Raw genomic sequence first — 24,043 nt, 5'->3', positions numbered from 1 at the left:
CAGCTGCATGGACGAAACGACGAGCTTAGCAATCCGCGCGCGCGTCCTTGCATGCCTCAAGTCACGCCGGACTTGAGCGATTTTTGTCGCTGGCTATCGCCGCGCTTGAGGCTGGCGCGAAAGTTTGCCGAAGCGGTGCTTTCGTATCGTTGGCGAACGGGCATCGGTGCCGGCTTTGGGACGGGATCGGCGCCCTCGGATTCGCGAGCTGAGCTTTCTGTGGGAGCGGCGTGAGCCGCGATTGCGTCGGTCGTGAGGCAGCGCAGGCTGCCGATCGCGGCTCACGCCGCTCCCACAGAAAGCAAAGCAAGGCCGCGCCACACAGCGCAACGGCCGCGCTAGGCGGCCGTTGCGGATGTCCTGCCGGTGCGACGCTTACTTCTTCAGCGAATCGCGAATCTCGCGCAGCAGCACGATGTCCTCGGGCGTGGCCGCGGCTTCGGCCGGCTTGCGCACTTTGTTGTAGGCCTTCAGCACCAGGAAGATCACGAACGCGATCAGCAGGAAGTCGATGGCGGTCTGCAGGAACAGGCCGTACTTGATCGCGACTTCGGCCGCGACTTCCTTGCCGGCCGCATCCAGCTGCGAGGGCTTGAGCACGTACTTCCAGTCGCTGACGCTGACGCCGCCGCTGAGGAAACCGATCAGCGGCATCACGATGCCGTCGACCAGGGCGGTGACGATCTTGCCGAAGGCCGCGCCGATCACCACGCCCACGGCGAGGTCGACGACGTTGCCGCGCGAAATGAATTCCTTGAACTCGCTGATCATGCCCATGGCGGGTCTCCCTGGATGAACGGCACGGGGGTGCCTAGTGCCCGACTATACCGTCGCCGGCGCGATCTGGCCGTCCAATTCGGCCACGCCTTCGAGCACGGCGTGGTAGCGGTCGCCGGGCTGCAGCGCGGCCACGCCGGCCGGCGTGCCCATGAAGATCACGTCGCCGGCCCGCAGCGCGTACAGGCGCGACAGCTCGTGCAGGATCTCGGGCACGTTCCAGACCAGATCGTCGAGCGTGCCGCGCTGGCGCGGCTGGCCGTTGACTTCCAGGGTCAGCGCGCGCGCGCCGAGCTCGCCGACCTCGGCCGCCGGCACGATCGCGCTGACCGGCGCGGAATGGTCGAAGGCCTTGCCGGTGTCCCAGGGCAGGCCCTTGGCCTTGGCCGCGGCCTGCAGGTCGCGGCGGGTCAGGTCCAGGCCGACCGCGTAGCCGAAGATCAGCGGCGCGGCGTCGGCCGGATCGAGTTCGCCGGCGGGCGCGTCGCGGCCCAGCGCCACCACCAGCTCGACCTCGTGGTGCAGGTCCTGGGTGCCGCGCGGGTAGGGCACGCGGCCGTCGAGCACGATCGCATCGGCGGGTTTGAGGAAGAACACCGGCCGGCCGCGATCGGCGGCCGAGGTGGGGACGGCGGCGCCCATCTCGCGCGCATGCTCGGCGAAATTGCGACCGACGCAGTAGATGCGGCGGACCGGGAACTGTCCGCCGCCGCGGACCGGAATACGGGGCTGCGGCGGTGCCGCGATCACATCGGTCATTGCGGGCCTTACAGGGGTCGGGTGGTGTCGCCGCGTTCGATGCGGGCCGCATCGACGACGCGGTACTCGCCTTCGACGATGCGCGGATCGCGCGCCGCCACTGGCTGGCCGCGGCGCTTCCACAGTTTGTAGACGATGCCGGCGGCGATCATGGCCGCGCCGATCACCACGCTGAACATCACCAGCAGCGCCAGCAATCCCAGGCCCAGCACGCCGACGACGAAGCGCAGCAGCCGGTGGCGCGGCTTGCGCGGCTCGAAGGCGTTGCGCATGCGCTTTTGGAAGTGTTGGTGGTCGAAGCGGAAGCTGTGGGCGAACATTTCTTGCGTCGTGACACAATGCGGCAACAGGCCGGACAGGCGAGTATCGGACCAGCGATGGACGAGGGTGTGAGAACTTCGTTAAACCATGCCGAAGCCGGCGGCTCGGCGGCGCAGCCCTTGATTTCGCTGGAACGCATCGCCGTGGGCGGTTTCGCCGAGGCCGAGGCCAGCATCGACGGCGACGCCGAGTCGCTGTTGCTGTATCGCGACGAAACCGGCGTGCGCGCCTGGCTCAACATCTGTCCGCACGCCGGCCGACGCCTGGACTGGGCGCCGGGCCAGTTCCTCAAGAGCAAGGACGGGCTGCTGGTGTGCGCGGCGCACGGCGCCAGCTTCGAACTGGGCGGCGGCACCTGCGTGGCCGGCCCCTGCCGCGGCGAGGCGCTGCGCGCGATCGCGGTGGCGGTGCGCGATGGGGCGGTTTGGCTGGCTTGAGGCGTTAGAAGCAAATCCGCCCTAGCCCCTTTTTCAAAGGCGAGGAACCCCTTCGGCTTGAGACGGGTGCGGTCGGATTGCGATGCCTCTTCGACCTCTCGATTTACTCGTGCGCCGGCGCACCGGTTCCCCCCTTTGAAAAAGGGGGCCAGGGGGGATTTGCTGTTGCCCTTGCCCCTGCCTCACTTCCCCCAAAACAACAGATTCACCATCAGCACCGCGATCAGCGTGTAGATCAGCGACAGCGGCGCGCCGATCTTCCACAGCTCCTTGCCGCTGTAGCCGGCCGGCCCGGTGATCATCGAGATCACCGGATTGGACGCGGTCATGAAGTTGTTCGAGGCCGACAGCGCCACGATCAGCGCGAACGCGGTCGGGTTGCCGCCCGCGGCCAGGGCCAGATTCACCGCCAGCGGCACGACCACGATGGTCGCGCCGACGTGGCTGATCACCAACGAGAACAGTGTGGTGAGCAGGCCGATCAGCAGCTCCAGCAACCATATCGGCGTGCCCGAGGGCAGGCGCTCGATGGTGTGGCCGGCGATCCACGCCGCCGCGCCGCTGGAGTCCATGGCCCAGCCCAGCGGAATCAGGCAGGCCATCAGGAACACGGTCTTCCAATTGATCGCCGAATAGGCTTCGTCGATGTTGATCACGCCCGCGATCAGCATGCCGGCCACGCCGGTCATCAGCGCGATCGACACCGGCAGCCGCGACGACAGCGCCAGCAGCATGGCCACGGCGAAAATCGACAGCGCCAGCTTGAGCTTGTGCGGACGCTGCTCGCCCTTGGGGTAGTCGGTGACCACCACCAGGTCCTTGCTGGCGGCGACATCGGCCAGGTCGGTCCAGATGCTGTGCAGCACCAGCATGTCGCCGGCGCGCAGCGGTACGTTGCGCACGTTCTCGCGCAGCACCTGCTTGTCGCGGTTGACCGCCAGCAGGCTCAGGCCGGCCTGCTTGCGCAGATGCAGGTCGCCGGCGGTCTTGCCGATGTAGCCGGAGGTGGCCGGGATCACCGCCTCGGAAATGCCGGCGCGGCTGGGATTGAACAGGTCGCCGAAGGTGCGCAGGCGCGAGGACAGGCGCAGGAAATGGTTCTGGGCGAAATCGGCGACGTGCTGCTTCGGGCCCATCGCGCCGAGCACGCTGCCGACCCAGATGCGGGTGTCGGCTGGCGGCGACAGCCGCGATTCGTTGTCGCTCTTCAACGCCAGCAGCAGCGGCGCGCCGCGCAGCGCCTCGGCCTCGCCCAGCGACATGCCCACCAGCGGGCTGTCGGCGGTGACGGTGAGTTCGTAGACGTCGCCCTCGATGCCGTAGGCCTTGGCGAAATAGCTCTGGGTGCGCGCCGGAGTCGCGCCCTTGTCGCTGTCGTCCTTGAGCAGCTTGTCGCCGAAGAAATGGAAATAGGCCAGCGACGCGGCCAGCAGGGCCAGGCCGATCGGCAGCGGCGCGAACATCTTCAGCGGCTCGATGGTGGCCGCGCCCGAGGGCAGGTTGCTGTTGGCGTTGAGCAGCAAGTCGTTGAGCAGGATCAGCGGCGAGTTGCCGACCATGGTCAGCGCGCCGCCCATCACGATGGCCGCCGCGATCGGCAGCAGCAGGCGCGGCAGCGACAGGCCGGTGCGCGAGGACAACCGCGCGGCGACCGGCATGTACAGCGCCATCACCGACGGGTTCTGCATGAACGAGGAATTGAGCCCGGCGACCGCGGTGGTCAGCAGCAGCAGGCGCTGCTCGACGCCGTGCGCGCGCCGCAGCAGCCAGCCGGCCAGACGGTTGAGCGCGCCGGTGCGGTCCAGGCCGGCGCCCAGGATCATGGTCGCGATGATGCTGATCACCGCGTTGCCGGAGAAACCGTTGAACAGTTCGTCGGGTTCGACCAGGCCCGACAGGCCCAGCAGCACCAGCACCACCAGCGCGACCACGTCGGCGCGGATGCGTTCGAACAGGAACATCGCCATCGTGAAGCCCACCAGCCCGAGGACGAGCTTCATGTCGGTGGTGAGCGTCAGCGCGGTATCCATGCCGGATCGGTCGGGGGCTCGTCAGCGGCGGTCGTAGAGCAGGTCCCAGACGCCGTGGCCGAGTTTCTGGCCGCGGGTCTCGAAATGCGTTTGCGGGCGCCAGTCCGGCCGGGGCACCGTGCCGCGCGCGCCGGCGCGGTTGCTCAGGCCCTGGGTCGCATCCAGCACGTCCCACATCTGTTCCGCATAGTCCTGCCAATCGGTGGCGAGGTGCAAGCGGCCATCGGCGGCGAGCTTGCGCACCAGCAGCTGCGCGAACTCGGGCTGGACCAGGCGGCGCTTGTTGTGGCGCTTCTTGTGCCAGGGATCCGGGAAGTAGATGCGGACCTCGTCCAGCGAGCCGTCGGCGACTTCGTTGTTCAGCACTTCGACCGCGTCGTGGTGGTACAGGCGCACGTGGTCGCTGCCGTCGGCGGCCAGCGCGTTGAGCAGGCGACCGACGCCGGGAGCGTGGACCTCGATGCCGATCAGGTCGCGTTCGCGGTCGTGCTGGGCGGCGTAGCGCAGAGCGTCGCCGTTGCCGAAACCGATTTCCATCACGCGCTTGGCCTTGCGGCCGAAGATCGCATCGTAATCGCGCGGCGCGCCCTGGTAGTCGATGCCCAAGCGCGGCCACAGCTCGTCGAACGCGCGCTGCTGGGCCGGGGTGAAGCGGCCCTGGCGCAGCACGAAGCTGCGCACCTGGCGCCGGCCTTCCTCGACCGTGAACGGCTTGGGCGGGGTCTTGGCGCCGTCGCTGGAGAACGGATCGGTCATCAGTCGATCAGACCGTCGACCGGCGAGGACGCGCTGGCGTAGCGCTTGCGCGGAATGCGGCCGGCCTTGAACGCGGCGCGGCCGGCTTCCACCGCCAGCTTCATCGCGTGCGCCATCAGGATCGGATCGCGCGCGCCGGCGATGGCGGTGTTCATCAGCACGCCGTCGCAGCCCAGCTCCATCGCGATCGCCGCGTCGGAGGCGGTGCCCACGCCGGCGTCGACGATGATCGGCACCTTCGCGTTCTCGACGATCTCCAGCAGGTTGTACTTGTTCTGCACGCCCAGGCCCGAGCCGATCGGCGCCGCCAGCGGCATCACCGCCACGCAGCCGATTTCCTCCAGGCGCTTGGCCAGGATCGGATCGTCGGAGGTGTAGACCATCACGTCGAAGCCGTCCTTGACCAGGATCTCGGCCGCGGCCAGGGTCTGGACCACGTCGGGGAACAGGGTGCGCTGGTCGCCCAGCACCTCCAGCTTGACCAGCTTGTGGCCGTCGAGCAGCTCGCGCGCCAGGCGGCAGGTGCGTACCGCGTCGTCGACGTTGTAGCAGCCGGCGGTGTTGGGCAGCAGGGTGTAGCGGTCCGGCGGCAGCACGTCGAGCAGGTTGGGCTCGTTCGGGCTTTGGCCGATGTTGGTGCGGCGGATCGCCACGGTCACGATTTCGGCGGCGGCGGCCTCGGTGGCCAGGCGGGTCTCGTTCAGGTCCTTGAACTTGCCGGTGCCGGTGAGGAGGCGGGAACGGTAGGGCTTGCCGGCGATGACCAGCGGGTCTGCAGCGAGGGGGGTCGTCATGTGCGGAATTATGAACGATAGGCCGGGGCGCGGGGTGATCGCGGGAGCGTTGCGTCAGGGGTTTTTCAGGCCCGCGGGGCTCGGCTTTGGGGTAGGAGCGGCGTGAGCCGCGATCGGGGGCTGCGCGAGCGCTGTGGGCTTGGGTTGGGGGCGTTGCGCCGTGGCCGGCGTCGCTTCGGGTGGCTACGCGTTGCCATCCATGACGCTACTTCTCGGCTTCGGATCGTCCGGCCCGGCCATCCCTGGCCGGGCGTTCGCCGATGCACGAGCCAGTGGCACGTAAGCGCATCGGCTCACCCACCCCCCAGCGCATGCACTATTTCCACTTTGTCCCCCGCGCCCAGCGCATGCGCGGCGTGGGCGCCGCGCGGGACGATTTCGCCGTTGACCTCGACCGCGACCCGGCGTTCGCCCAGGCCCTCGTCCAGCAGCAGTTGCGCGACCGTGGTCGCGGCCGCGATCGCGCGCGGCTCGCCATTGAGAGTGATGTCCATGCCGTCTATTGTCCCGCGCCGCTACGCGCGCGGCCAGAGCGGGGCGGTCGGCTGTGCCCGGGCTGGCCGCCGGCTGGTGGACTTTTGCCGCACTGCGCCTTGTATGTCGCAGCGCCGCATGGTTCGATGCCGAGCCATCCGCGGGCGTACTGCCGCACTGCGGCAAACGTCTCGCCCCGAACCTTCCGTCCACTCCAGATCTGCAGGGAATCCCATGATCAAACCCGTTCGCACCGTGCTCGCCGCCGCCCTGGCGCTGGCGGCCGCACCGGCTTTCGCCCAGACCTATTCGCAGACCATCTTCTTCGGCGACAGCCTGACCGACTCGGGTCACTTCCGTCCGGCGCTGGTCCAGGCCGTGGGTCCGAACGGCGCCCTGCTGGGCCGCTTCACCACCAACCCGGGCCTGGTCTGGTCGGAGTATCTGGCCGACTACTACGGCACCAACGCCACCAGCGCCAACCAGGGCGGCACCAACTACGCCGTCGGCGGCGCCCGCACCGGCACCAACACCAGCGGCGCGCTGGGCCCGATTCCGTCGCTGGCCACGCAGGCCACCAACTACCTCGCCGCCAACGGCGGCCGCGCCGACTCGCGCGCGCTGTACACCGTCTGGGGCGGCGCCAACGACCTGTTCGCGGTCGCCGGCGGCGCATCGCCGACCACCATCGGCACCGCGGTCGCCTCGCAGATCGGCGTGGTCGGCGCGCTGACCAACGCCGGCGCCAAGTACATCCTGGTCCCGACCATTCCGGACCTGGGCCTGACCCCGCAGTTCCGCGCCGGCGGCGCCGCCAATCAGGCCGCGGGCACGCAGCTGTCGACCACCTACAACAACGCCTTGTTCGGCGGCCTGGCCACGGCCGGCTATCGCGTGATCCCGCTCGACACCTTCAACCTGCTGCGCGAGATCACCGCCAACCCGGCGCCGTACGGCATCACCAATGTCACCGGCACCGCCTGCAACCCGCAGATCACCGCATCCTCGCTGACCTGCAGCCCGCTCAACTACGCCAACCCGAACGCGCCGGACACCTACGCCTTCGCCGACGGCGTGCACCCGTCCTCACGCGCGCACAAGATCCTCGGCGACTACGCGGTGTCGATCCTGGAAGCGCCGCGCCAGATCGCGCTGCTGCCGAACTCCGAATCCATGGTCGGCCGCTCGCGCGCCGACCGCGTCGCCAATCACCTGGGCGCCAAGCCCGAGGACGGCACGCGCTGGTGGGCCGACGCGCGCGGCGACTTCCAGCGCTACGGCAAGGGCGACGTCTACGACGGCAGCGGCCCCAGCATCACCGGCGTCGTCGACTGGACCAGCGGCAGCTGGGTGTTCGGCGCTTTCGCCGGCTTCGGCAAGCAGAGCATGGACTTCGGCCGCAACGGCGGCGAGTTCGACCAGAGCGACGCCACCCTCGGCGGCTTCGCCGCCTGGTACGGCGCCAATGCCTGGGTCAACGGCCAGCTGAGCTGGACCAAGGTCGACTACGACATCGACCGCCGCGTCGTACTCGGCCCGACCAGCCGCGTGCACAGCGGTTCCACCGACGGCCAGAACATCACCGCCGCGATCAACGCCGGTTGGGAGTTCGGCGACGGCGCGCTGCGTCACGGCCCGGTGATCGGCCTGGTCGCGCAGAACATCGACGTCGACGGCTACAAGGAAAGCGACGCCGCCCTGGCGACCTCGCTGGCCTACAACGATCAGAACTTCGATTCGCTGATCGGCAGCGCCGGCTGGCAGGTGAGCTACGCGATCAACGACCACCTCAAGCCCTACGCGCGTCTGACCTACGACCGCGAGTTCGAGGACGCCGACAAGGAAGTGTTCGCGCGCCTGCAGTCGATGCCCAGCACCGCGCCCTACGCCGTGCCCGGCCACGACTTCGACCAGAGCTACGGCACCTTGCTGATCGGCGCGCGCACCCAGCTGTTCGGGCTGGACGCCAACATCGGCAGCAGCGTCACCGTGGGCCAGGCCGGCGGCAACCACGCCACCGTCTTCGCCACCATCGGCGCCGGCTTCTAAGCGCCGCGACCGCACCGCACCGCGCGGGCCCGCCGGGCCCGCGCGGTTTGCCAACCCGCGTAGGCGCGCATAGACTTCGCCGCATGCGGGTGTAGTTCAATGGTAGAACTGCAGCTTCCCAAGCTGCTAGCGTGGGTTCGATTCCCATCACCCGCTCGATTCCGCCGCCGCCGCTGTTTTGACGCGGGCGGGGCGCTGGCCGCGTCGCCGGCCTCGCGAATCGCATCCCTTCACGATCGCATCGGCCTCACGGCCGTTGGCCGGGGCTTTGTGCTTCTATGCCGCGCACGGCATCCATGGCGATAATCGCCATCGGCTTCGTCACCAAGGAAGGATGGACATGAACGATCGCCTTGCACTTGCCGCAGCGCTCGCGTTCGCTGTTCTGCTGCCCGCCGTCGCGCTGGCGACCGAGAGCGTGCCTGAGGCCGCGATAGTCGTGCGGAAGGCCGCGTTCAAGCACGCCTGGCCGCTGCCTTTCGATCGGGCGACGTTGACCTGCCGGCCGAGAGGTTATGCGAACACGATCGCCACGCCGCAGGGCGTGTTCGCGCTCAATCAGGCGGCCACGACGACCGGGATTCCCGAGCTGAAGACGATGCGATTGCCGCCTCCGCATGTCGCGGACGAGGCGGCCTTGACTAAGTTCGCAGCCGCCGCGGATGCGGTCTGCGTCAAACGTTGGTCGCGGTAGGCCGCGCTACGGAAGCGAAGGGCGGGTGCACGCCCACCGCAGTCGATAAGGCGACGTTGCTGGTGCTGGCGCGGTCAGACCATCACCGGGCGAGGGTCTGATGCAGTCGCGAGGTGCGGCTCCAGCGGCTTAGGGTGCGTGAACTTTAGGTCCTGCGCGAGCGTTCGTTCCGCCGTCGGCGGCGCCGGTTCGCCCGGCTTCGATGGTCGGTGCGATATGTGTCAGTTCGGCACATAAAGAAACCAGTGCAGAAGGTAGTGGCCTGTTTTGGCCGGTCGGTGATCGGTGCAGGTGGCCGCTTTGCCTCACGATCGGCGATTTCACTGGAAGTAGGATAGTCAGCTCGAGATAAAGACGAGTCCGACAAGGAGATCGAGATGAGTTCTGGCCGGCGTGGTAGACGCGATATCGGAGTTCTACTTGCCCTGATGGGGGCGATGCTTTCCGGGTGCGGGGCGCATGCCGAGGTCGCCCGTTCTGGCGAGAAGGCAGTGCCTGCGGCGAAGCGCGAGCGGACCATCTTGCCGGATGCGTTGCGCGGCGTCTGGTACGCCGATAGCGCGGAAGGACGAACGGCGTGCCGAGCCTATCTCAGCATCGATGCTGCGACGGTCGAGCGGACGGGTATGGATCCATTAGTGGGCGCAGTAGTCGTTAGCCGGAGCATGGTCCACCGGTACTCGGAATACGGGGAAGGTAACTTCTTTCGCGTGGATCGGGCACGCAAGAATTCCGCTGGCGCATGGGCATTGAGCGGGCAAATGTTCTTCGACTCCGTTCCCAGCGACGGCGAACAAGGGGTCGTGCACTCGGAACGTTTGGAATTGACGGGGAACGGGCAGTCGTTTTCTTCGTCCGAGGCGAGGGGCGTTTTGTACTTCAAGTGCGGCGAGGTAAGGAGCGACTTGTACCGCGCTCAGTAATGTCCGTTTGGAGAAGGCCGAAGGCAGCCAGGAGGTAGCCATGCCGGAAATGCCCAGAGCGTATGTCGTCAAACAATTGGTCTCCGATCATCGCGGCATGCGGAATGAGGAGGCGCAGACTCTCGACGATTTGGTGACTCACCACCCGCATAGCAATCGCAACATCCGGATGCGCGAAGGGCAGATCGTCCAGGCCGAAGACATGCTTCCAGGATACGGTGGAGGCAATCGGTCCTACGCGTTCATCGGCGGCGAGTTCCAGGAAGTCATTGACGCGCAGTCCGACCGGTATCGCAACCTCGGGCCGAATCAGGTTCTGATGTCAAAGGACTTCATTCTCGAGGATCCGCAGCCGCCTGCCGGTCAATCGGCCAGGGCCGTCGATGTGCCGTCGCCATTGAGTGGCTACGTCAACGCAGTCAATCGCAACGCGGGCTTCGTCGAGATCATGGATCGTCAAGGTGGTGAAGTCATCGCCAGGGTCCGGCATATGTCTGCGGTTACGGTCGAGGCGGGGGAGACCGTGATCTACGGACAGTCCTTGGGCACGCAGAACAACTCGGGCTTGAACCTGCCGGCGGGGCGATCTATCCATGTGCACCTGGACATGGATACTCGTTACTACCAGCAGTACCAAAACTACATCAGTGACTTGTCGGAGGGGCGCTTACCTATACAGGCAGAGTTCCGTAGGGGCATCGGACCTAGGCCGACAGTGGACGACGGAGTCGCGCGGATAGGGGAAACGAGCGAGCGCGTTCGCGATGCGCAGGCGGCTTTGGCGGCGGACGGTTATCGAGCCGTCGGAGGACGCCCGATCGAGGCGGACGGGGTGTATCGCCCTGAGATTCAAGCGGCGGTCATCGCATTCCAGCAGGACCATGGGTTGCTGCAAACCGGCGATATCGACCTCGCGACCTGGCAGCAGGCGACCCACATCAATCGCCGCGTGCAAGGTGTCGGCGATGCTCGGCCCGAGGGAGCCGTGATAGCGGAGGGCGTCTTGGGAATGATGCGGGCAGGGCAGGGCGAGCCGCTCGCGCCTGGCGATCCACGGTATGGCCTACGCCCGCCTTCCGACCCTTCCCGCTCCGGAAGAGCGCCCCAGTGGGAGACTCACGCCGGCCACACACAGGAACGCGATCCTGGCGGGCCGCAAGCGGCATTGCCGCCGCAGCCAGGCGCGCCCGTGACGCCCGACGGCGGTGGTCGGGTGGAGCCACCGGACGATCTCGAATTGAACGTGAGGAGAGTGCCGGTTCGGCAAAGGGTGCTGATGCTGGACGATCCGTCGCACCCGAGCCACGACATGTACTTGGCCGCCTTGCGTGCGGTCGGCGAGCGGGACGCGCAACTTGGACGGCTTTCGGACGAGATCAGCCGCCAGTTGGCCGGTGGCTTGGTGGAGAAAGCGCGCGAGCGCGGTCTGGACGCGATCGGTGCGGCACGGTTCACCGCGGACGGAACCAAGGTCGGGATGACGGATACCGGGGACCTCTGCGCACCTTGGGCGAGGAAGGCGATGGGCGATGTGGCTCAGTTGGCCGGTCAGAGCCTGGCTTGCAGCAGCGAGAACGTGGCGGCCATCGATCAACGTCAGGCGCTGGAGCGCAATCACAGGCAGGACGCTCAGGCGCAGGCTACGCGCGGCCTGGAAGACCCCGCGCCGAAAGGGCCGAGGATGGTCTGATTCCCGCAACCTTCGGTTGCCGCCGCCGCAGGGTCTGCGCTAATGTGCGGCCCTTCGACGATCTGGCGCGATGGTGCGGTTTGCAGCGTCGCTGAACTGTTTAAGTGGTTGAACGAAGGGGCGGTGGGTTTGAATCCCCATCACCCGCTCCAATTCCGGCCAGGAGCCCATCGCGGTTCCGACGCCACCAGTGACGGCGGCGCCCCCGAACGGCGGCCGCTGTTTTTTCTTGAGGGCGACCTCGGCGCGGCGGAGACGCGATGGCAGCTCGTATCGTGCTCGGTTGGCGGGAATGGGTGGCGATGCCCGGGTTGGGCGTCGCGGCCTTGCGCGCGAAGATCGACAGCGGCGCGCGCAGTTCGGCGCTGCACGTGGACGCGCAATGGCGCTTCAGCGAGGGCGGCGCGCCCTGGGTCGGCTTCCGGCTCAGCCCCGGCGCGGTCGGCGCGGGCGCGGTGGAATGCTTGGTCCCGGTCCACGACGAGCGCATGGTCACCGACTCCGGCGGCAACCGCGGCGCGCGCGTGTTCGTGCGCACCGGCTTGCGTCTGGCCGGGGTCGAACGCGAAATTGAAATAAATCTCGCGGATCGTCGCGGCATGCGCTTCCCCATGCTGCTCGGCCGCACCGCGATGGCGCGGGTGTTCACGGTCGACCCGGCTCGCTCGTTCCTGCACGGCAAGGCGGGGCCTAATTCCGCCGCCCCGGCCGCCCCCTATTCGGACATCCCCACGCCATGAAGCTCGCGATCCTGTCGCGCAACACCAAGCTCTATTCGACCCGGCGTCTGGTCGAGGCCGCGCGTCAGCACGGTCACACCGTGCGGGTGCTGGACCCGCTGCGCTGTTACATGCGCATCGCCTCGGACGGGTTCGAGATGCACTACAAGGGCCGGGAGATTTCCGGCTACCACGCGGTGATCCCGCGCGTGGGCGCGTCCATCACCCGCTACGGTTCGGCGGTGCTGCGCCAGTTCGAGCTGATGGACACCTACAGCCCGAACTCCTCCGACGCGATCCTGCGCGCGCGCGACAAGCTGCGCAGCCATCAGTTGCTCGCGGCCGAGGGCATCGGCCTGCCGGCGACGGTGTTCGGCGACAACCCCGACGATACCGCCGACCTGTTGTCGATGCTGGGTCCGCCGCCGCACGTGATCAAGCTCAACGAAGGCACCCAGGGCGCGGGCGTGATGCTGACCGAAAAGCTGTCGGCCTCGCGCGGGGTGATCGAGGCGCTGCGCGGGCTGTACGCCAACTTCCTGGTGCAGGAGTTCATCGCCGAAGCCAAGGGCGCGGACCTGCGTTGCTTCGTGGTCGGCGGCAAGGTGGTCGCGGCGATGAAGCGTCAGGCGCCCAAGGGCGACTTCCGCTCCAACCTGCACCGCGGCGGCACCGCCAAGGGCGTTAAAGCGAGCGCGGCCGAGCAGGACGTGGCGATCCGCGCCGCGCGCGTGCTCGGCCTGGGCGTGGCCGGCGTCGATCTGATCCGTTCCGATCGCGGCCCGCTGGTGCTGGAGGTCAACGCTTCGCCGGGCCTGGAGGGCATCGAGGAGGCCAGCGGGGTGGACGTGGCCGGCGAGATCATCGCCTACGTCGCCAGCCGTATGAAGCGGCGTTCGGCCCGACGGGCGGCAGTCAAGAAATAGTGACGGACCGCTCATTTTCGATTTTTGCCGCGATCTGCCGCGAACGCCCTGTAACCGGCTGATTCGTCGGCCAACGCCCCCTGTCGTAGGTCCCGGGCTTTGCCAGCCGGGCCGGCGCGGACCTGAACAAATTGCGATTTCGGGTTGCTATTAACAAATAAATAACATTCGTTTTAACAGCCGTTTAATCGATTTCCGCGTAGCGTGTCCGGACCGCAGCATGCCGCTCTTCCAAGTCAGCGATCTGGTCGAAGCAGGTTACGGTAATCGGGGCAATACCCTTTTGGCCCAGGCGCGGTGGCCCCGCGCTTGGGCCTTTGTTTGCCGGCGATGGTCCGTCACGAGCAGGTGAGAAGCGCATAGCGCGGGCTCTGGCAGAATCGTGGCACTCGCTGCTTCGTCTTCATTCCGCTCCGGCGCGCGGCGCCGCCGCCGAGTTCAGGAACCTTGCCGCGGCCGCCACGGTCGAAGGCACAAACAGGAAGGTCCAATGCGCATACTCGTCATCGAAGACAACCAGGACATCGCCGCCAATCTCGGCGATTTTCTCGAGGACCGCGGCCACACCGTGGACTTCGCCGCCGACGGCATCACCGGATTGCACCTGGCGGTGGTGCACGACTTCGACGCGATCGTGCTCGATCTGAATCTGCCCGGCCTGGACGGCCTGGAGGTCTGCCGCAAGCTGCGCAACGAAGCGCGCAAGCAGACCCCGGTGCTGATGCTGACCGCGCGCGACAGCCTGGACAACAAGCTGGCCGGTTTCGACTCCGGCGCCGACGACTACCTGATCAAGCCCTTCGCGCTGCAGGAAGTGGAAGTGCGCTTGAACGCGCTGTCGCGCCGCGGCCGTGGCGTGCAGACCCGGGTGCTCAACGCCGCCGATCTGGAATACAACCTGGACACGCTGGAAGTGCGTCGCCAGGGCAAGCTGCTGCAGCTCAACCCGACCGCGCTGAAGATCCTGCAGGCGCTGATGGAAGCCTCGCCGGCGGTGGTCACGCGCCAGGAACTGGAAACCCGCGTCTGGGGCGAGGAACTGCCCGACTCCGACAGCCTGCGCGTGCACATCCACGGCCTGCGCGCGGTGGTGGACAAGCCCTTCGATACGCCGCTGATCCAGACCCGTCACGGCATCGGCTACCGCATCGCGGCGCCCGAGAACGGTTGATCGCGTGGCGACAGGGGAATCGCCCGCGCCCGAGCGGCGCAAGAAACGGGTTCGCTACCGGCGGCGCTTGCGCAGCCGCATCATCCTGTCGTTCGTGCTGCTCGGCTTCGGCCTGACCACGCTGTTCGCGTTCGCGACCAACTGGACGCGCACGCGGGTGGAGGAGCAGCTCATCGTCGACCTGATGAGCCGCAACATCGATCAGTACGCGGCGCGTTACGCCAAGAATCCCAAGAACGTCGACGTGCCCGTGCAGCAGATGTACGGGCAGGTGGTGAAGCGCGCCGACTTCGAGGCCTTGCGGGTGTCGCAGCCGGATTGGTACGACCTGCCCGACGGCCTGCACAACATCACCGGCAAGGAGGAGGACGGGGTGCCGTTCTCCTACAAGCTGGCGGTGCGTAAGACGCCCGAGGTGTGGTTCTTCCTCGCCTACGACATGACCCAGGCCACGCGCGGCGAGAAGCAGTTCAACCGCGCGATCTACGGTTCGGTGCTGGTGTTCACGGTGCTGTCGCTGCTGGTGGGCTGGTGGGCGGCCTCGCGCGTGATGAGCCCGGTGTCGGAGCTGGCGCGGCGCCTGCGCCTGTCCGGACGCAGCTCGCAATCCGAAGGCCTGGCCACGCACTTCCCCGACGACGAGGTCGGCGAGCTGGCCAAGGCCCTGGACGATTACGCCGAGCGGCTGACCGACGTGGTCCAGCGCGACCGCGAATTCAACGCCGACGTCAGCCACGAGCTGCGCACGCCGCTGGCGGTGATCCGCGGCGCGGTCGAGCTGCTGCTCACGCGTTCGGACCTGGACGAGAAGACCCGCATCCGCCTGGCCCGCATCCAGCGCGCCGAGCAGCAATGCACCGACCTGATCAGCGCCTTGCTGCTGCTGTCGCGCAACGAACGCGGGCACGGCGCCACCGATATCGCGCGCCTGTCCGAGCAGTTGCTGGACGCGCACCGCGCCCAGCTTGCCGGCAAGCCGCTGGACCTGCGCGTGGAAGGCGAACGCGGCCTGACCGTGGACGCGCCGGAAGCCGCGGTGGCGGTGGCGCTGGGCAACCTGATCGGCAATGCGGTCAAGTACACCACGCAGGGCGAGGTGATCGTGCGCCTGCATTCGCGCTCGGTGGAGGTGATCGACTCCGGCCCCGGCCTCAGCGCCGAGGACGCGGCCAAGCTGTTCGAGCGCGGCTACCGCGGCACCCATGCCGGCCATTCGCAGGGCGGCGGCATCGGCCTGTCGATCGTGCGCCGCCTGTGCGAGCTCTACGGCTGGGACGTGCGGGTCAAACCGGGCGAGGAGAAGGGCGTGGTGGCCACGCTGACCTTCGGGGCCACCGGCGCCCTGGTCTAAGTGCCGCGTCGCGGCGCGGCCGTGCGGCGACGCCATCGCTCGCCGCTTGCGGTCCCCGCCTCATCCGAAGCGGGGACGCGCATTGCGCTCAGTCGACGCGCTCGAGCCAGCCGTACTTGTCCGGCGTCTTGCCGCTGAACAGACCGAAGAACAGTTCCTGCATGCGCTGCGTGACCGGGCCGGGCTTGCCGGCGCCGACCTGGCGGCCGTCGACCGAACGGATCGGCGTGATCTCGGCGGCGGTGCCGCACATGAACAGCTCGTCGCACAGGTACAGGTACTCGCGCGGCAGGTCGCGCTCGACCACCGTGTAACCGGCGTCGCGGGCGAGGGTGATGATGGTGTTGCGGGTGATGCCGTTGAGCAGCGCGGCGCTGACCGGCGTGGTGTGCAGCGCGCCGTCGAAGATCAGGAACAGGTTCTCGCCCGCGCCTTCGGACAGCAGGCCGGTGGAGGCCAGCGCGATGCCCTCGCCGAAGCCCAGGCGACGCGCTTCGCGCGCGACCAACTGGCCGGACAGGTAATTGCCGCCGGCCTTGGCGCCGGCCGGGATGGTGTTGGGCGCGAAGCGCTGCCAGCTGGAGACGCAGGCGTCGATGCCCTGCTCGAGCACGCTGGCGCCCAGGTACTGGCCCATCTTCCAGGTCGCCACGGCCATGTCGGTCGGGGTGTCCGCGGACAGGCCGAAACCGCCCAGGCCGCGATAGGCGACCGGACGCAGGTAGTCGGTGGTGTAGTTGTTGGCCTTGAGCACGTCGCGGCAGGCCTGGTTGACCTGCTCGACCGTGTACGGCATCGGCATGTCGTAGATCTTGGCCGAGGCGAACAGACGCGTGTTGTGCTCGCTCAGGCGGAAGATCATCGGGCCGTTGGGCGTGTCGTAGCTGCGGATGCCTTCGAACACCGACGAGCCGTAATGCAGCGCATGCGACATCACGTGGGTAGTGGCTTCGGCCCAGTGCTTGATCGCGCCGTTGTGCCAGATCCATTCGGGGTAGTTCATGCCGGCTTCCGTGGGGGGAGAAACCGCTATTGTGCCCTGAAGGGGCGGCCGGACCCATCCGCACGTTTCGGCACGCCCGTGCCGCGGCGGATCAGCCCTTGATCCACCAGCAGCCGAAATGGCGGATCAGCCCGAACACGGTGTGCGAGGGCGTGCTGCCGTTGGCCAGGGTCTGCTCGACCCGCAGGGCCACGGGCAGGCGCCGCGACTGGGGCACGTACTCGGGTTCGGGCGTGTCGGGCGCCAGTTCGGAGCCGGGCTCGCCGTCGAGCACGACCGGGCTGGGGCTTTCGACGAAGGCCGGCGGCGCTGGCCGCGCTTCCGGCGCCGGCGCCGCGGGCATCACCGGCACGATATTCACCAGCGGGCGCCTGGCGACGGTCTCCAGGCGTTCCAGCACCGAGTAGCCGGTGCTGCCGGACATGCCGGTCCAGTGGTAGACCGCGGCCAGACGGTTGCCGTCGTGGGCGTCGATCGCCTGGGTCATCTGGAACACCAGGTCCTGCACGCTGCGCGCGCAGCCGCCGCGATAGCCGCCCTTGGCCGCCGCCGCGCCGGCCGGCGCGCGCGGCAGGCTGTCGGCGCTGCCGACGTCCTCGCAGCGGCGGTCGGTGTACACGGCCGCGCCGTCGGGGCCTACGCAGCGCCGGATCTGCGCCTGCGCTGGGCGCGGCCACAGCGACGCGGCGGTCAGCAGCAGGAGGAGGGCGCAAACACGGACGTACCAAGGCATCGCGGCAGCGTAGCGCCGCGGGCGATGGGCGGACAGTGCGGAGGTCGCAGTCCGTTTAGCTGGGTGTTTGCTTGGGTGCTTGAAGCGAAAAGCGAATCCCCCTCGGCCCCCCTCTGCAAAAGGGGGAAGCAGAGCAGAAGGGGACGCGACGCGGAGCGCGATCAGCTCAAGCGCGAGATCACGCTCAGCGTCGGCTTGGACAGGTTCAGCGTGTAGAAGTGCAGGCCCGGGACGCCGTTGTCGATCAGGCGCTGGCACAGCTGCGCGACCACGTCGGCGCCGAACTCGCGCAGGCTGTCGACGTCGTCGCCGTAGGCCAGCATGCGCTGCTGGATCCAGCGCGGGATTTCCGCGCCGCACAGGTCCGAGAAGCGCCGCAGCTGGCTGAAGTTGGCGATCGGCATGATGCCCGGCACGATCGGGATATCGATGCCGGCCGCGCGCACGTCGTCGACGAAACGGAAGTAGGCGTCGGCGTTGTAGAAGTACTGGGTGATCGCACCGTTGGCGCCGGCGCGGACCTTGCGCTTGAAGTTTTCCAGGTCGCTGTGGGCGTCGCGTGCCTGCGGGTGCATTTCCGGGTAGGCGGCGACTTCGATGTGGAAGTGGTCGTCGGTCTCGGCGCGGATGAACTCGACCAGTTCGTTGGCGTAGCGCAGGTCGCCGGCGCTGGCCATGCCTGAGGGCAGGTCGCCGCGCAGCGTGACCAGGCGGCGGCAGCCGATCTGGCGGTACTGGTTCAACAACTGGCGGATCTCGTCGCGGGTGCCGCCGACGCAGGACAGGTGCGGCGCGGCGTCCAGGCCGTGCGTCTCGCGCAGGCGCTGCACCGTGTCCGGCGTGTAGTTCAGGGTCGAACCGCCGGCGCCGAAGGTGCAGGAGACGTAGTGCGGCTTGCGCGCCTTGAGCTTGGCCGCGGTCTTGTCCAGCTGCGCGCGCTGCTCGTCGGTCTTGGGCGGGTAGAACTCGAAACTGATCGGCAGCATGGGCATGGCGGGCGACGGAGTGGCGTCCATGGTATCTCTTCATCGCGATGAAATAAAACGAGAGCCGGCCGGCCCTTGATCGACGGCCCGGCCGGCCCAAACCTGGCCTTAGACCCCGCTACGCGCATACGGTGAACACGCATGTCCGAACAGGTGCTCGACAACCCGATCTGGGAATCCCTGGCCAGCCGCCACCGCGCGCTGGCGCTGCGCGCCGGCGAGGCCGCGCGCTTTCCGGCCCAGGTAGCGCCGTTTCTGGGCGTGCCCGAGGCGGGTGCCGCGGTCGAGGGCGCGCTGGATGAGCTGGTACCGGCCGGCGATACCGCGCTGGTGCTGGGGCGCGCGCCCACCGTGTCCGCGCGCTGGGAACTCAAGCACCTGGCCGAGCTGGCGCAGATGATCTGCGACCGGCCGGTGGAAGCGGTGGACGGGCCCGAGATCGTGGCGCTGGACGAGCGCCGGCGCGAGGACGTGCTGGCGCTGACCGCGCTGGTGTATCCGCATTATTTCCGTCCGCGCACGCCCGAGCTGGGGCGCTACTTCGGCATCTATCAGGACGGCCGCCTGGCGGCGATGATCGGCGAGCGCATGGGCATGGACGCCTACACCGAGATCAGCGCGGTGTGCACGCATCCGGATTTCAACGGACGGGGTTATGCGCGTCGTTTGTTGGTGTTCCTGTCCAACGACAACCATGCGCGCGGACTGACGCCGTTCCTGCACGTGAGCCAGGAGAACCCGCGCGCGGTGGGGCTGTACGAGCAGAACGGTTATCGGCTGCGGCGCGAGATTCCGTTCTGGTCGCTGCGGCGCGCGGACACGTAATCGAACGATGGCGATGCGGCGCGACTTCGGCTTACCGCATCCTACGTAACTGCGGTCTACCGCATCCCACGTGGGCGCGTCGCGACCGCTTTCTGTGGGAGCGGCGTAAGCCGCGATCGCTCTACCTGCGCCGCAACCCATCGCGGCTCACGCCGCTCCCACAGAAAGCCGGGGCGGCCTGCCTCGATGCAGGAATGGCGTACGCCGCCACAACGTGGTTTTTCTGTGGCTTGCGGTCGCGGCTCGCGCCGCTCTTACAGGAAGCGACGCCGGTCGCGCCCCAAAAAAAACGGGCGCCGTAGCGCCCGTTTTCGTCTTGCATCGCAGCGGCCCGCAAGCCGCGAACGATCAGTAGCGGTAGTGATCCGGCTTGTACGGGCCGTCGGCCGACACGCCCAGGTAGGCGGCCTGGTCGTCGGTCAGACGGGTCAGCTTCACGCCGATCTTTTCCAGGTGCAGACGCGCGACTTCCTCGTCCAGCTTCTTGGGCAGGATGTAGACCTTGGCCTCGTAGCTGTCCTTGTTCGCCCACAGGTCGATCTGAGCCAGGGTCTGGTTGGAGAACGAGTTCGACATCACGAAGCTCGGGTGGCCGGTAGCGCAGCCCAGGTTGACCAGGCGGCCTTCGGCCAGCAGGAAGATCGAGTTGCCGTTCTTGAAGGTGTACTTGTCGACCTGCGGCTTGATGTTGAGCTTGGTCGCGCCCGAGGCGTTCAGCGCATCGACCTGGATCTCGTTGTCGAAGTGGCCGATGTTGCAGACGATGGCCTGATCCTTCATCTGCGACATGTGCTCGAGCGTCAGCACGTCCTTGTTGCCGGTGGTGGTGACGTAGATGTCGCCGCGGCCCAGGGTGCTCTCGACGGTGTTGACCTCGAAGCCTTCCATCGCCGCCTGCAGCGCGTTGATCGGGTCGATCTCGGTGACCACGACGCGGGCGCCGTAAGCGCGCAGCGAGTGGGCCGAGCCCTTGCCGACGTCGCCGTAGCCGCAGACCACCGCGACCTTGCCGGCCAGCATCACGTCCATCGCGCGCTTGAGGCCGTCGGCCAGCGACTCGCGGCAGCCGTAGAGGTTGTCGAACTTGGACTTGGTGACCGAGTCGTTGACGTTGATCGCGGGCACCAGCAGGGTGCCGGCTTCGGCCAGCTGGTACAGGCGGTGCACGCCGGTGGTGGTCTCTTCCGAGACGCCCTTCCAGTCCTTGACCACGTTGTGCCAGAAGCCCGGACGCTCCTTGGCGACGCGCTTGAGCAGGTTCTTGATGATCTGCTCTTCGTGCGAGGACGCCGGCTCGTCGACCCAGGTCGAACCGTTTTCGAGCTCATAGCCCTTGTGGATCAGCAGGGTCACGTCGCCGCCGTCGTCGACCACCAGCTCCGGGCCCTTGCCGCCCGGGAAGGTCAGCGCGTCGAGCGTGCAGTCCCAATACTCTTCCAGGGTTTCGCCCTTCCAGGCGAACACCGGGGTGCCGGTTGCCGCGATCGCGGCGGCGGCGTGGTCCTGGGTCGAGAAGATGTTGCACGAGGCCCAGCGCACGTCGGCGCCGAGGTCCTTCAGGGTCTCGATCAGCACCGCGGTCTGGATGGTCATGTGCAGCGAACCGGTCACGCGCACGCCCTTGAGCGACTGCGCGGCGGCGTACTTCTTGCGGATCGACATCAGGCCCGGCATCTCGTGCTCGGCGATATCGAGTTCCTTGCGGCCCCAATCGGCCAGCGAGATGTCGGCGACCTTGTAATCGCCGTCGGTGGAGAAGGTCTTGGCTACTGCGTTCATTGTGAGCTCCGATTATGAGGGTCTGCCGCGTCGAAACCGGAGGTGGAACGGGTTTCGGCGGGTGGACCGCGGACATCGGGCGCCGTTTTGCGTGTGGAATCCGCCAAGCCTGGCCGCGCTCTTGCGTCGCGGTCGCAGCGCCCCTCGGCGAACCGGCAGAATTGTACCGGTAGTCGGCCCCGGAAGCCGCTATTCTCAGCCCGGGGAGGGCTTCGATGCCCGGCCCTGTTCATCGACGGGGCGTCGCCGGTCAGGGGGATTCGGGCCGCGCAAGCTTCCGTTTCCGCCCTCACTGCATACGCGGATCGCCCATGAAGCAGCCCTACCGGCCTCGCAGCGTCGCCCTGGCCCTGATCGCCACCCTCCTGCTACCCGTCGCCGCGTTCGCGGCCGCGCCCGCCAAACCCGCCGCCCAGGCCGACAGCGGCTACCGGCTGCCGCCGCCAGCGCTGCGGGCGCTGGTCGACGCGCCGCGCCCGCCGCAACTGGGCCTGAGCCCGCGCCGCGATCTGGCGGTGATGATGCAGACGCCCAACCTGCCCGGCATCGACGTGGTCGCCCAGCCCGAGCTCAAGCTCGCCGGCGTGCGCATCAATCCGCGCAGCTATTCGCAGAGCCGCTTCAGCTTCGGCAGCGACTTGTGGCTGCTCGACATCGCCCAGCGCAAGGACATCCGCCTGCAGGGCCTGCCGCAGCCGCTGGCGGTGGCCAGCCTGCTGTGGTCGCCGGACCAGAGCCAGCTCGCGTTCAATCACGTCGATCCCAAGAGCGGCGCCAACGAGCTGTGGGTGGTGGACATCGCCACGCGCAGCGCGCGCCGCCTGCTGAGCCAGCCGCTCAACACCGTCAGCGGCCGCGGCTACAGCTGGATGCCCGACAGCCGGCGCCTGCTGGTGCTGCTGCAACCCGAGAACCAGGGCGCGCCGCCGGTGTCCGACGGCATCCCGACCGGGCCGGCCACCCAGCAGACCCAGGGCGGCGGCGCGGTGCGCCAGCTGCGCACCTTCCAGGATCTGCTCAAGAACGAGAACGACGCGCGCCTGTACGCGCATTACCTGCGTTCGCAGCCGGCGCTGGTCGATCTGAGCGGCAAGGTCGCCAAGGTCGGTCTGCCGGACCTGTTCCAGTCCCTGAATCCCTCGCCCGACGGCAAGCTGCTGCTGGCGCAGCGCGTCGAGCGGCCGTTCTCGTACGTGGTGCCGGCGTTCTACTTCCCGCGCCGCATCGAAGTGCTGGACCTGGACGGCCAGCTGGTGCACGAAGTCGCCAAGCTGCCGCTGGTGGAAGGCCTGCCCACCGGCAACGACGCCGTGCCCACCGGCGTGCGCTACACCGACTGGCGCGCCGATGCCCCGGCCACGCTGGTCTGGGTGGAGGCGCAGGACGGCGGCGATCCGTCCAGGCAGGTGGCGATCCGCGACGCGGTGCTGATGCAGGCCGCGCCGTTCGAGAAACCGCCGGTGACCCTGGCGCAGCTGGGCTCGCGCGCGCGCGACCTGGAATGGGGACGCGGCGATCTGGCCCTGATCACCGAGTCGTGGTGGAAGACGCGCCAGACCAAGCGCTGGCGCGTGGCGCCGGACGATGTCGGCCGCGAGCCGCAGCTGGTGTTCGAAGGCTCCTACGAGGACCGCTACGCCGATCCCGGCACGCCGGTCACCGAAACCGACGCGGCCGGCAAGCAGCGCCTGCTGCTGGACGGCGACAGCGTGTACCTGATCGGCGACGGCGCCTCGCCCGAAGGCGACCGTCCGTTCGTCGACAAGCTCAACCTGGCCGACAACACCAAGACCCGTCTGTTCCATTCGCAGGCGCCGTACTACGAGTCGCCGCGCGATCTGCTCGACAGCAGCGGCACGCGCGCGATCACCACCCGCGAGTCGCCGACCGAACCCAGCAACTACTACCTGCGCGACCTGTCGCAGGCCGCGGCCGAGCCGGTCGCGCTGACCCGCTTCCCGCACCCGACGCCGCAGCTCAAGGACGTCAAGAAGGAGCAGATCCGCTACAAGCGCGCCGACGGCGTCGAACTCACCGGCACGCTCTACCTGCCGCCCAAGTACGAACCCAAGCGCGACGGCCCGCTGCCGCTGCTGATGTGGGCCTATCCGCAGGAATTCAAATCCGCCAGCGCCGCCAGCCAGGTCACCGACTCGCCGTACCGCTTCAACGCGGTCGGCTACTGGGGCCCGCAGGCGTTCCTGGCGATGGGCTATGCGGTGCTCGACGACCCCTCGATGCCGATCGTGGGCGAGGGCGACAAGGAACCCAACGACACCTACCTGCAGCAGCTCACCGCCAGCGCCCAGGCCGCGGTCGACGAGGTGGTGCGGCGCGGCGTCGCCGACCGCGAGCGGATCGCGATCGGCGGCCATTCCTACGGCGCCTTCATGACCGCCAACCTGCTCGCGCACACGCGCCTGTTCAAGGCCGGCATCGCGCGCAGCGGCGCCTACAACCGCACCCTGACGCCGTTCGGTTTCCAGGCCGAGGAGCGCAACTACTGGCAGGCGCAGGACACCTACGAGACCATGTCGCCGTTCAACTTCGCCGACAAGATCAAGGATCCGATCCTGCTGATCCACGGCGAGCAGGACAACAATTCCGGCACCTTCCCGATCCAGAGCGAACGCATGTACGCCGCGATCAAGGGCCTGGGCGGCAACGCGCGCCTGGTGATGCTGCCCAACGAATCGCACGGCTACCGCGCGCGCGAATCGATCCTGCACATGCTGGCCGAGTCGAACGACTGGCTGGAGCGCTACGTCAAGAACGGCAAGGCAGAGACCACGGCGGCCCAGGCCGAGGGTAAGGGCGGCAAGAGCAAGGCCGGCAAGTAAGCGCGC

General features: G+C 68.0%; 21 protein-coding genes, 1 tRNA gene and 1 riboswitch. Of the genes, 11 read left to right on the top strand and 11 right to left on the bottom strand.

Features of this window, described 5'->3' with window-relative positions:
* Positions 1–375: 375 nt before the first annotated feature.
* The 3 genes from mscL to LVB77_RS17745 are packed head-to-tail and all read right to left on the bottom strand — an operon-like array spanning position 376 to position 1,856.
* Positions 376–777, bottom strand: a complete 402-nt coding sequence (mscL, locus tag LVB77_RS17755) for a large-conductance mechanosensitive channel protein MscL (protein ID WP_232907391.1) — start codon at positions 775–777, stop codon at positions 376–378.
* A gap of 45 nt (positions 778–822) precedes the next feature.
* Entirely contained in the window at positions 823–1,536 is a 714-nt protein-coding gene (locus LVB77_RS17750) for a fumarylacetoacetate hydrolase family protein (RefSeq protein WP_232907390.1), read from the bottom strand.
* Positions 1,537–1,544: 8 nt separating this feature from the next.
* Complete coding sequence (locus tag LVB77_RS17745) at positions 1,545–1,856, bottom strand: hypothetical protein (RefSeq protein ID WP_232907389.1); 312 nt, start codon at positions 1,854–1,856, stop codon at positions 1,545–1,547.
* A 120-nt stretch (positions 1,857–1,976) separates the two neighbouring features.
* Between LVB77_RS17745 and LVB77_RS17740 the strand changes: the two genes are divergently transcribed.
* Positions 1,977–2,294 (top strand): Rieske 2Fe-2S domain-containing protein, encoded by a 318-nt coding sequence (locus LVB77_RS17740; RefSeq protein ID WP_232910345.1) that lies wholly within the window; start codon positions 1,977–1,979, stop codon positions 2,292–2,294.
* A gap of 182 nt (positions 2,295–2,476) precedes the next feature.
* Here the strand turns inward: LVB77_RS17740 and LVB77_RS17735 are convergent, their stop codons facing one another.
* The 4 genes from LVB77_RS17735 to thiS form a co-directional block, all read right to left on the bottom strand.
* On the bottom strand, positions 2,477–4,324 hold the full coding sequence (locus tag LVB77_RS17735) for an SLC13 family permease (RefSeq protein ID WP_232907388.1): 1,848 nt from the start codon (positions 4,322–4,324) through the stop codon (positions 2,477–2,479).
* A gap of 21 nt (positions 4,325–4,345) precedes the next feature.
* A complete protein-coding gene (gene trmB, locus LVB77_RS17730; protein ID WP_232907387.1) occupies positions 4,346–5,080 on the bottom strand; it encodes a tRNA (guanosine(46)-N7)-methyltransferase TrmB in 735 nt (244 codons plus the stop codon).
* On the bottom strand, positions 5,080–5,874 hold the full coding sequence (locus LVB77_RS17725) for a thiazole synthase (protein ID WP_232907386.1): 795 nt from the start codon (positions 5,872–5,874) through the stop codon (positions 5,080–5,082). The genes trmB and LVB77_RS17725 overlap by 1 nt, the downstream gene beginning before the upstream one ends.
* 293 nt (positions 5,875–6,167) lie before the next feature.
* The gene (thiS, locus tag LVB77_RS17720) at positions 6,168–6,368 is read right to left on the bottom strand and encodes a sulfur carrier protein ThiS (RefSeq protein WP_055903698.1); all 201 of its coding nucleotides are present in this window, start codon (positions 6,366–6,368) and stop codon (positions 6,168–6,170) included.
* A gap of 214 nt (positions 6,369–6,582) precedes the next feature.
* Here thiS and LVB77_RS17715 point away from each other — a divergent pair, with 214 nt between their 5' ends.
* From LVB77_RS17715 to LVB77_RS17680, 8 genes are all read left to right on the top strand, one after another.
* Positions 6,583–8,397: an autotransporter domain-containing protein gene (locus tag LVB77_RS17715; protein ID WP_232907385.1), complete on the top strand. Its 1,815-nt coding sequence runs from the start codon at positions 6,583–6,585 to the stop codon at positions 8,395–8,397.
* Positions 8,398–8,482: 85 nt separating this feature from the next.
* A tRNA-Gly gene (locus tag LVB77_RS17710) sits at positions 8,483–8,553 on the top strand.
* Between the two features lie 184 nt (positions 8,554–8,737).
* Positions 8,738–9,091, top strand: coding sequence for a hypothetical protein (locus LVB77_RS17705; protein WP_232907384.1), 354 nt, complete (start codon positions 8,738–8,740; stop codon positions 9,089–9,091).
* A 963-nt stretch (positions 9,092–10,054) separates the two neighbouring features.
* Positions 10,055–11,704 carry a peptidoglycan-binding protein gene (locus tag LVB77_RS17700; RefSeq protein WP_232907383.1) on the top strand — a complete coding sequence of 550 codons (1,650 nt, stop codon included), beginning with the start codon at positions 10,055–10,057 and terminating at the stop codon, positions 11,702–11,704.
* Between the two features lie 326 nt (positions 11,705–12,030).
* Positions 12,031–12,444, top strand: a complete 414-nt coding sequence (locus LVB77_RS17695; protein ID WP_232907382.1) for a RimK/LysX family protein — start codon at positions 12,031–12,033, stop codon at positions 12,442–12,444.
* Positions 12,441–13,349, top strand: coding sequence for a 30S ribosomal protein S6--L-glutamate ligase (gene rimK / locus LVB77_RS17690; protein ID WP_232907381.1), 909 nt, complete (start codon positions 12,441–12,443; stop codon positions 13,347–13,349). Before LVB77_RS17695 ends, rimK begins: the two co-directional genes overlap by 4 nt.
* A gap of 490 nt (positions 13,350–13,839) precedes the next feature.
* Positions 13,840–14,520: a response regulator transcription factor gene (locus tag LVB77_RS17685; RefSeq protein WP_056179494.1), complete on the top strand. Its 681-nt coding sequence runs from the start codon at positions 13,840–13,842 to the stop codon at positions 14,518–14,520.
* Between the two features lie 4 nt (positions 14,521–14,524).
* Entirely contained in the window at positions 14,525–15,871 is a 1,347-nt protein-coding gene (locus tag LVB77_RS17680; RefSeq protein WP_232907380.1) for a HAMP domain-containing sensor histidine kinase, read from the top strand.
* An 88-nt stretch (positions 15,872–15,959) separates the two neighbouring features.
* On the opposite strand, the gene LVB77_RS17675 is transcribed toward LVB77_RS17680, so the two are convergent.
* From LVB77_RS17675 to metF, 3 genes are all read right to left on the bottom strand, one after another.
* Positions 15,960–16,874 carry a branched-chain amino acid transaminase gene (locus tag LVB77_RS17675; protein WP_232907379.1) on the bottom strand — a complete coding sequence of 305 codons (915 nt, stop codon included), beginning with the start codon at positions 16,872–16,874 and terminating at the stop codon, positions 15,960–15,962.
* Positions 16,875–16,965: 91 nt separating this feature from the next.
* Entirely contained in the window at positions 16,966–17,607 is a 642-nt protein-coding gene (locus tag LVB77_RS17670) for a hypothetical protein (protein WP_232907378.1), read from the bottom strand.
* Positions 17,608–17,768: 161 nt separating this feature from the next.
* The gene (gene metF, locus LVB77_RS17665; protein WP_232910343.1) at positions 17,769–18,593 is read right to left on the bottom strand and encodes a methylenetetrahydrofolate reductase [NAD(P)H]; all 825 of its coding nucleotides are present in this window, start codon (positions 18,591–18,593) and stop codon (positions 17,769–17,771) included.
* A gap of 141 nt (positions 18,594–18,734) precedes the next feature.
* On the opposite strand from metF, the gene LVB77_RS17660 reads away from it, so the two are divergent.
* Complete coding sequence (locus tag LVB77_RS17660) at positions 18,735–19,418, top strand: GNAT family N-acetyltransferase (RefSeq protein WP_232907377.1); 684 nt, start codon at positions 18,735–18,737, stop codon at positions 19,416–19,418.
* A 348-nt stretch (positions 19,419–19,766) separates the two neighbouring features.
* Here the strand turns inward: LVB77_RS17660 and ahcY are convergent, their stop codons facing one another.
* A complete protein-coding gene (ahcY, locus tag LVB77_RS17655) occupies positions 19,767–21,197 on the bottom strand; it encodes an adenosylhomocysteinase (RefSeq protein ID WP_232907376.1) in 1,431 nt (476 codons plus the stop codon).
* A gap of 70 nt (positions 21,198–21,267) precedes the next feature.
* A riboswitch (S-adenosyl-L-homocysteine riboswitch) is annotated at positions 21,268–21,349 on the bottom strand.
* 159 nt (positions 21,350–21,508) lie between these two features.
* Between ahcY and LVB77_RS17650 the strand changes: the two genes are divergently transcribed.
* A complete protein-coding gene (locus LVB77_RS17650; protein WP_232907375.1) occupies positions 21,509–24,037 on the top strand; it encodes a prolyl oligopeptidase family serine peptidase in 2,529 nt (842 codons plus the stop codon).
* The last annotated feature ends 6 nt before the right edge of the window (positions 24,038–24,043 follow it).

The sequence above is a fragment of the Lysobacter sp. 5GHs7-4 genome (assembly GCF_021284765.1).
Classification (GTDB): domain Bacteria; phylum Pseudomonadota; class Gammaproteobacteria; order Xanthomonadales; family Xanthomonadaceae; genus Lysobacter.
Note: the sequence above shows the minus strand (reverse complement) of the source record. Positions and strands in the feature narration are given on the sequence as shown.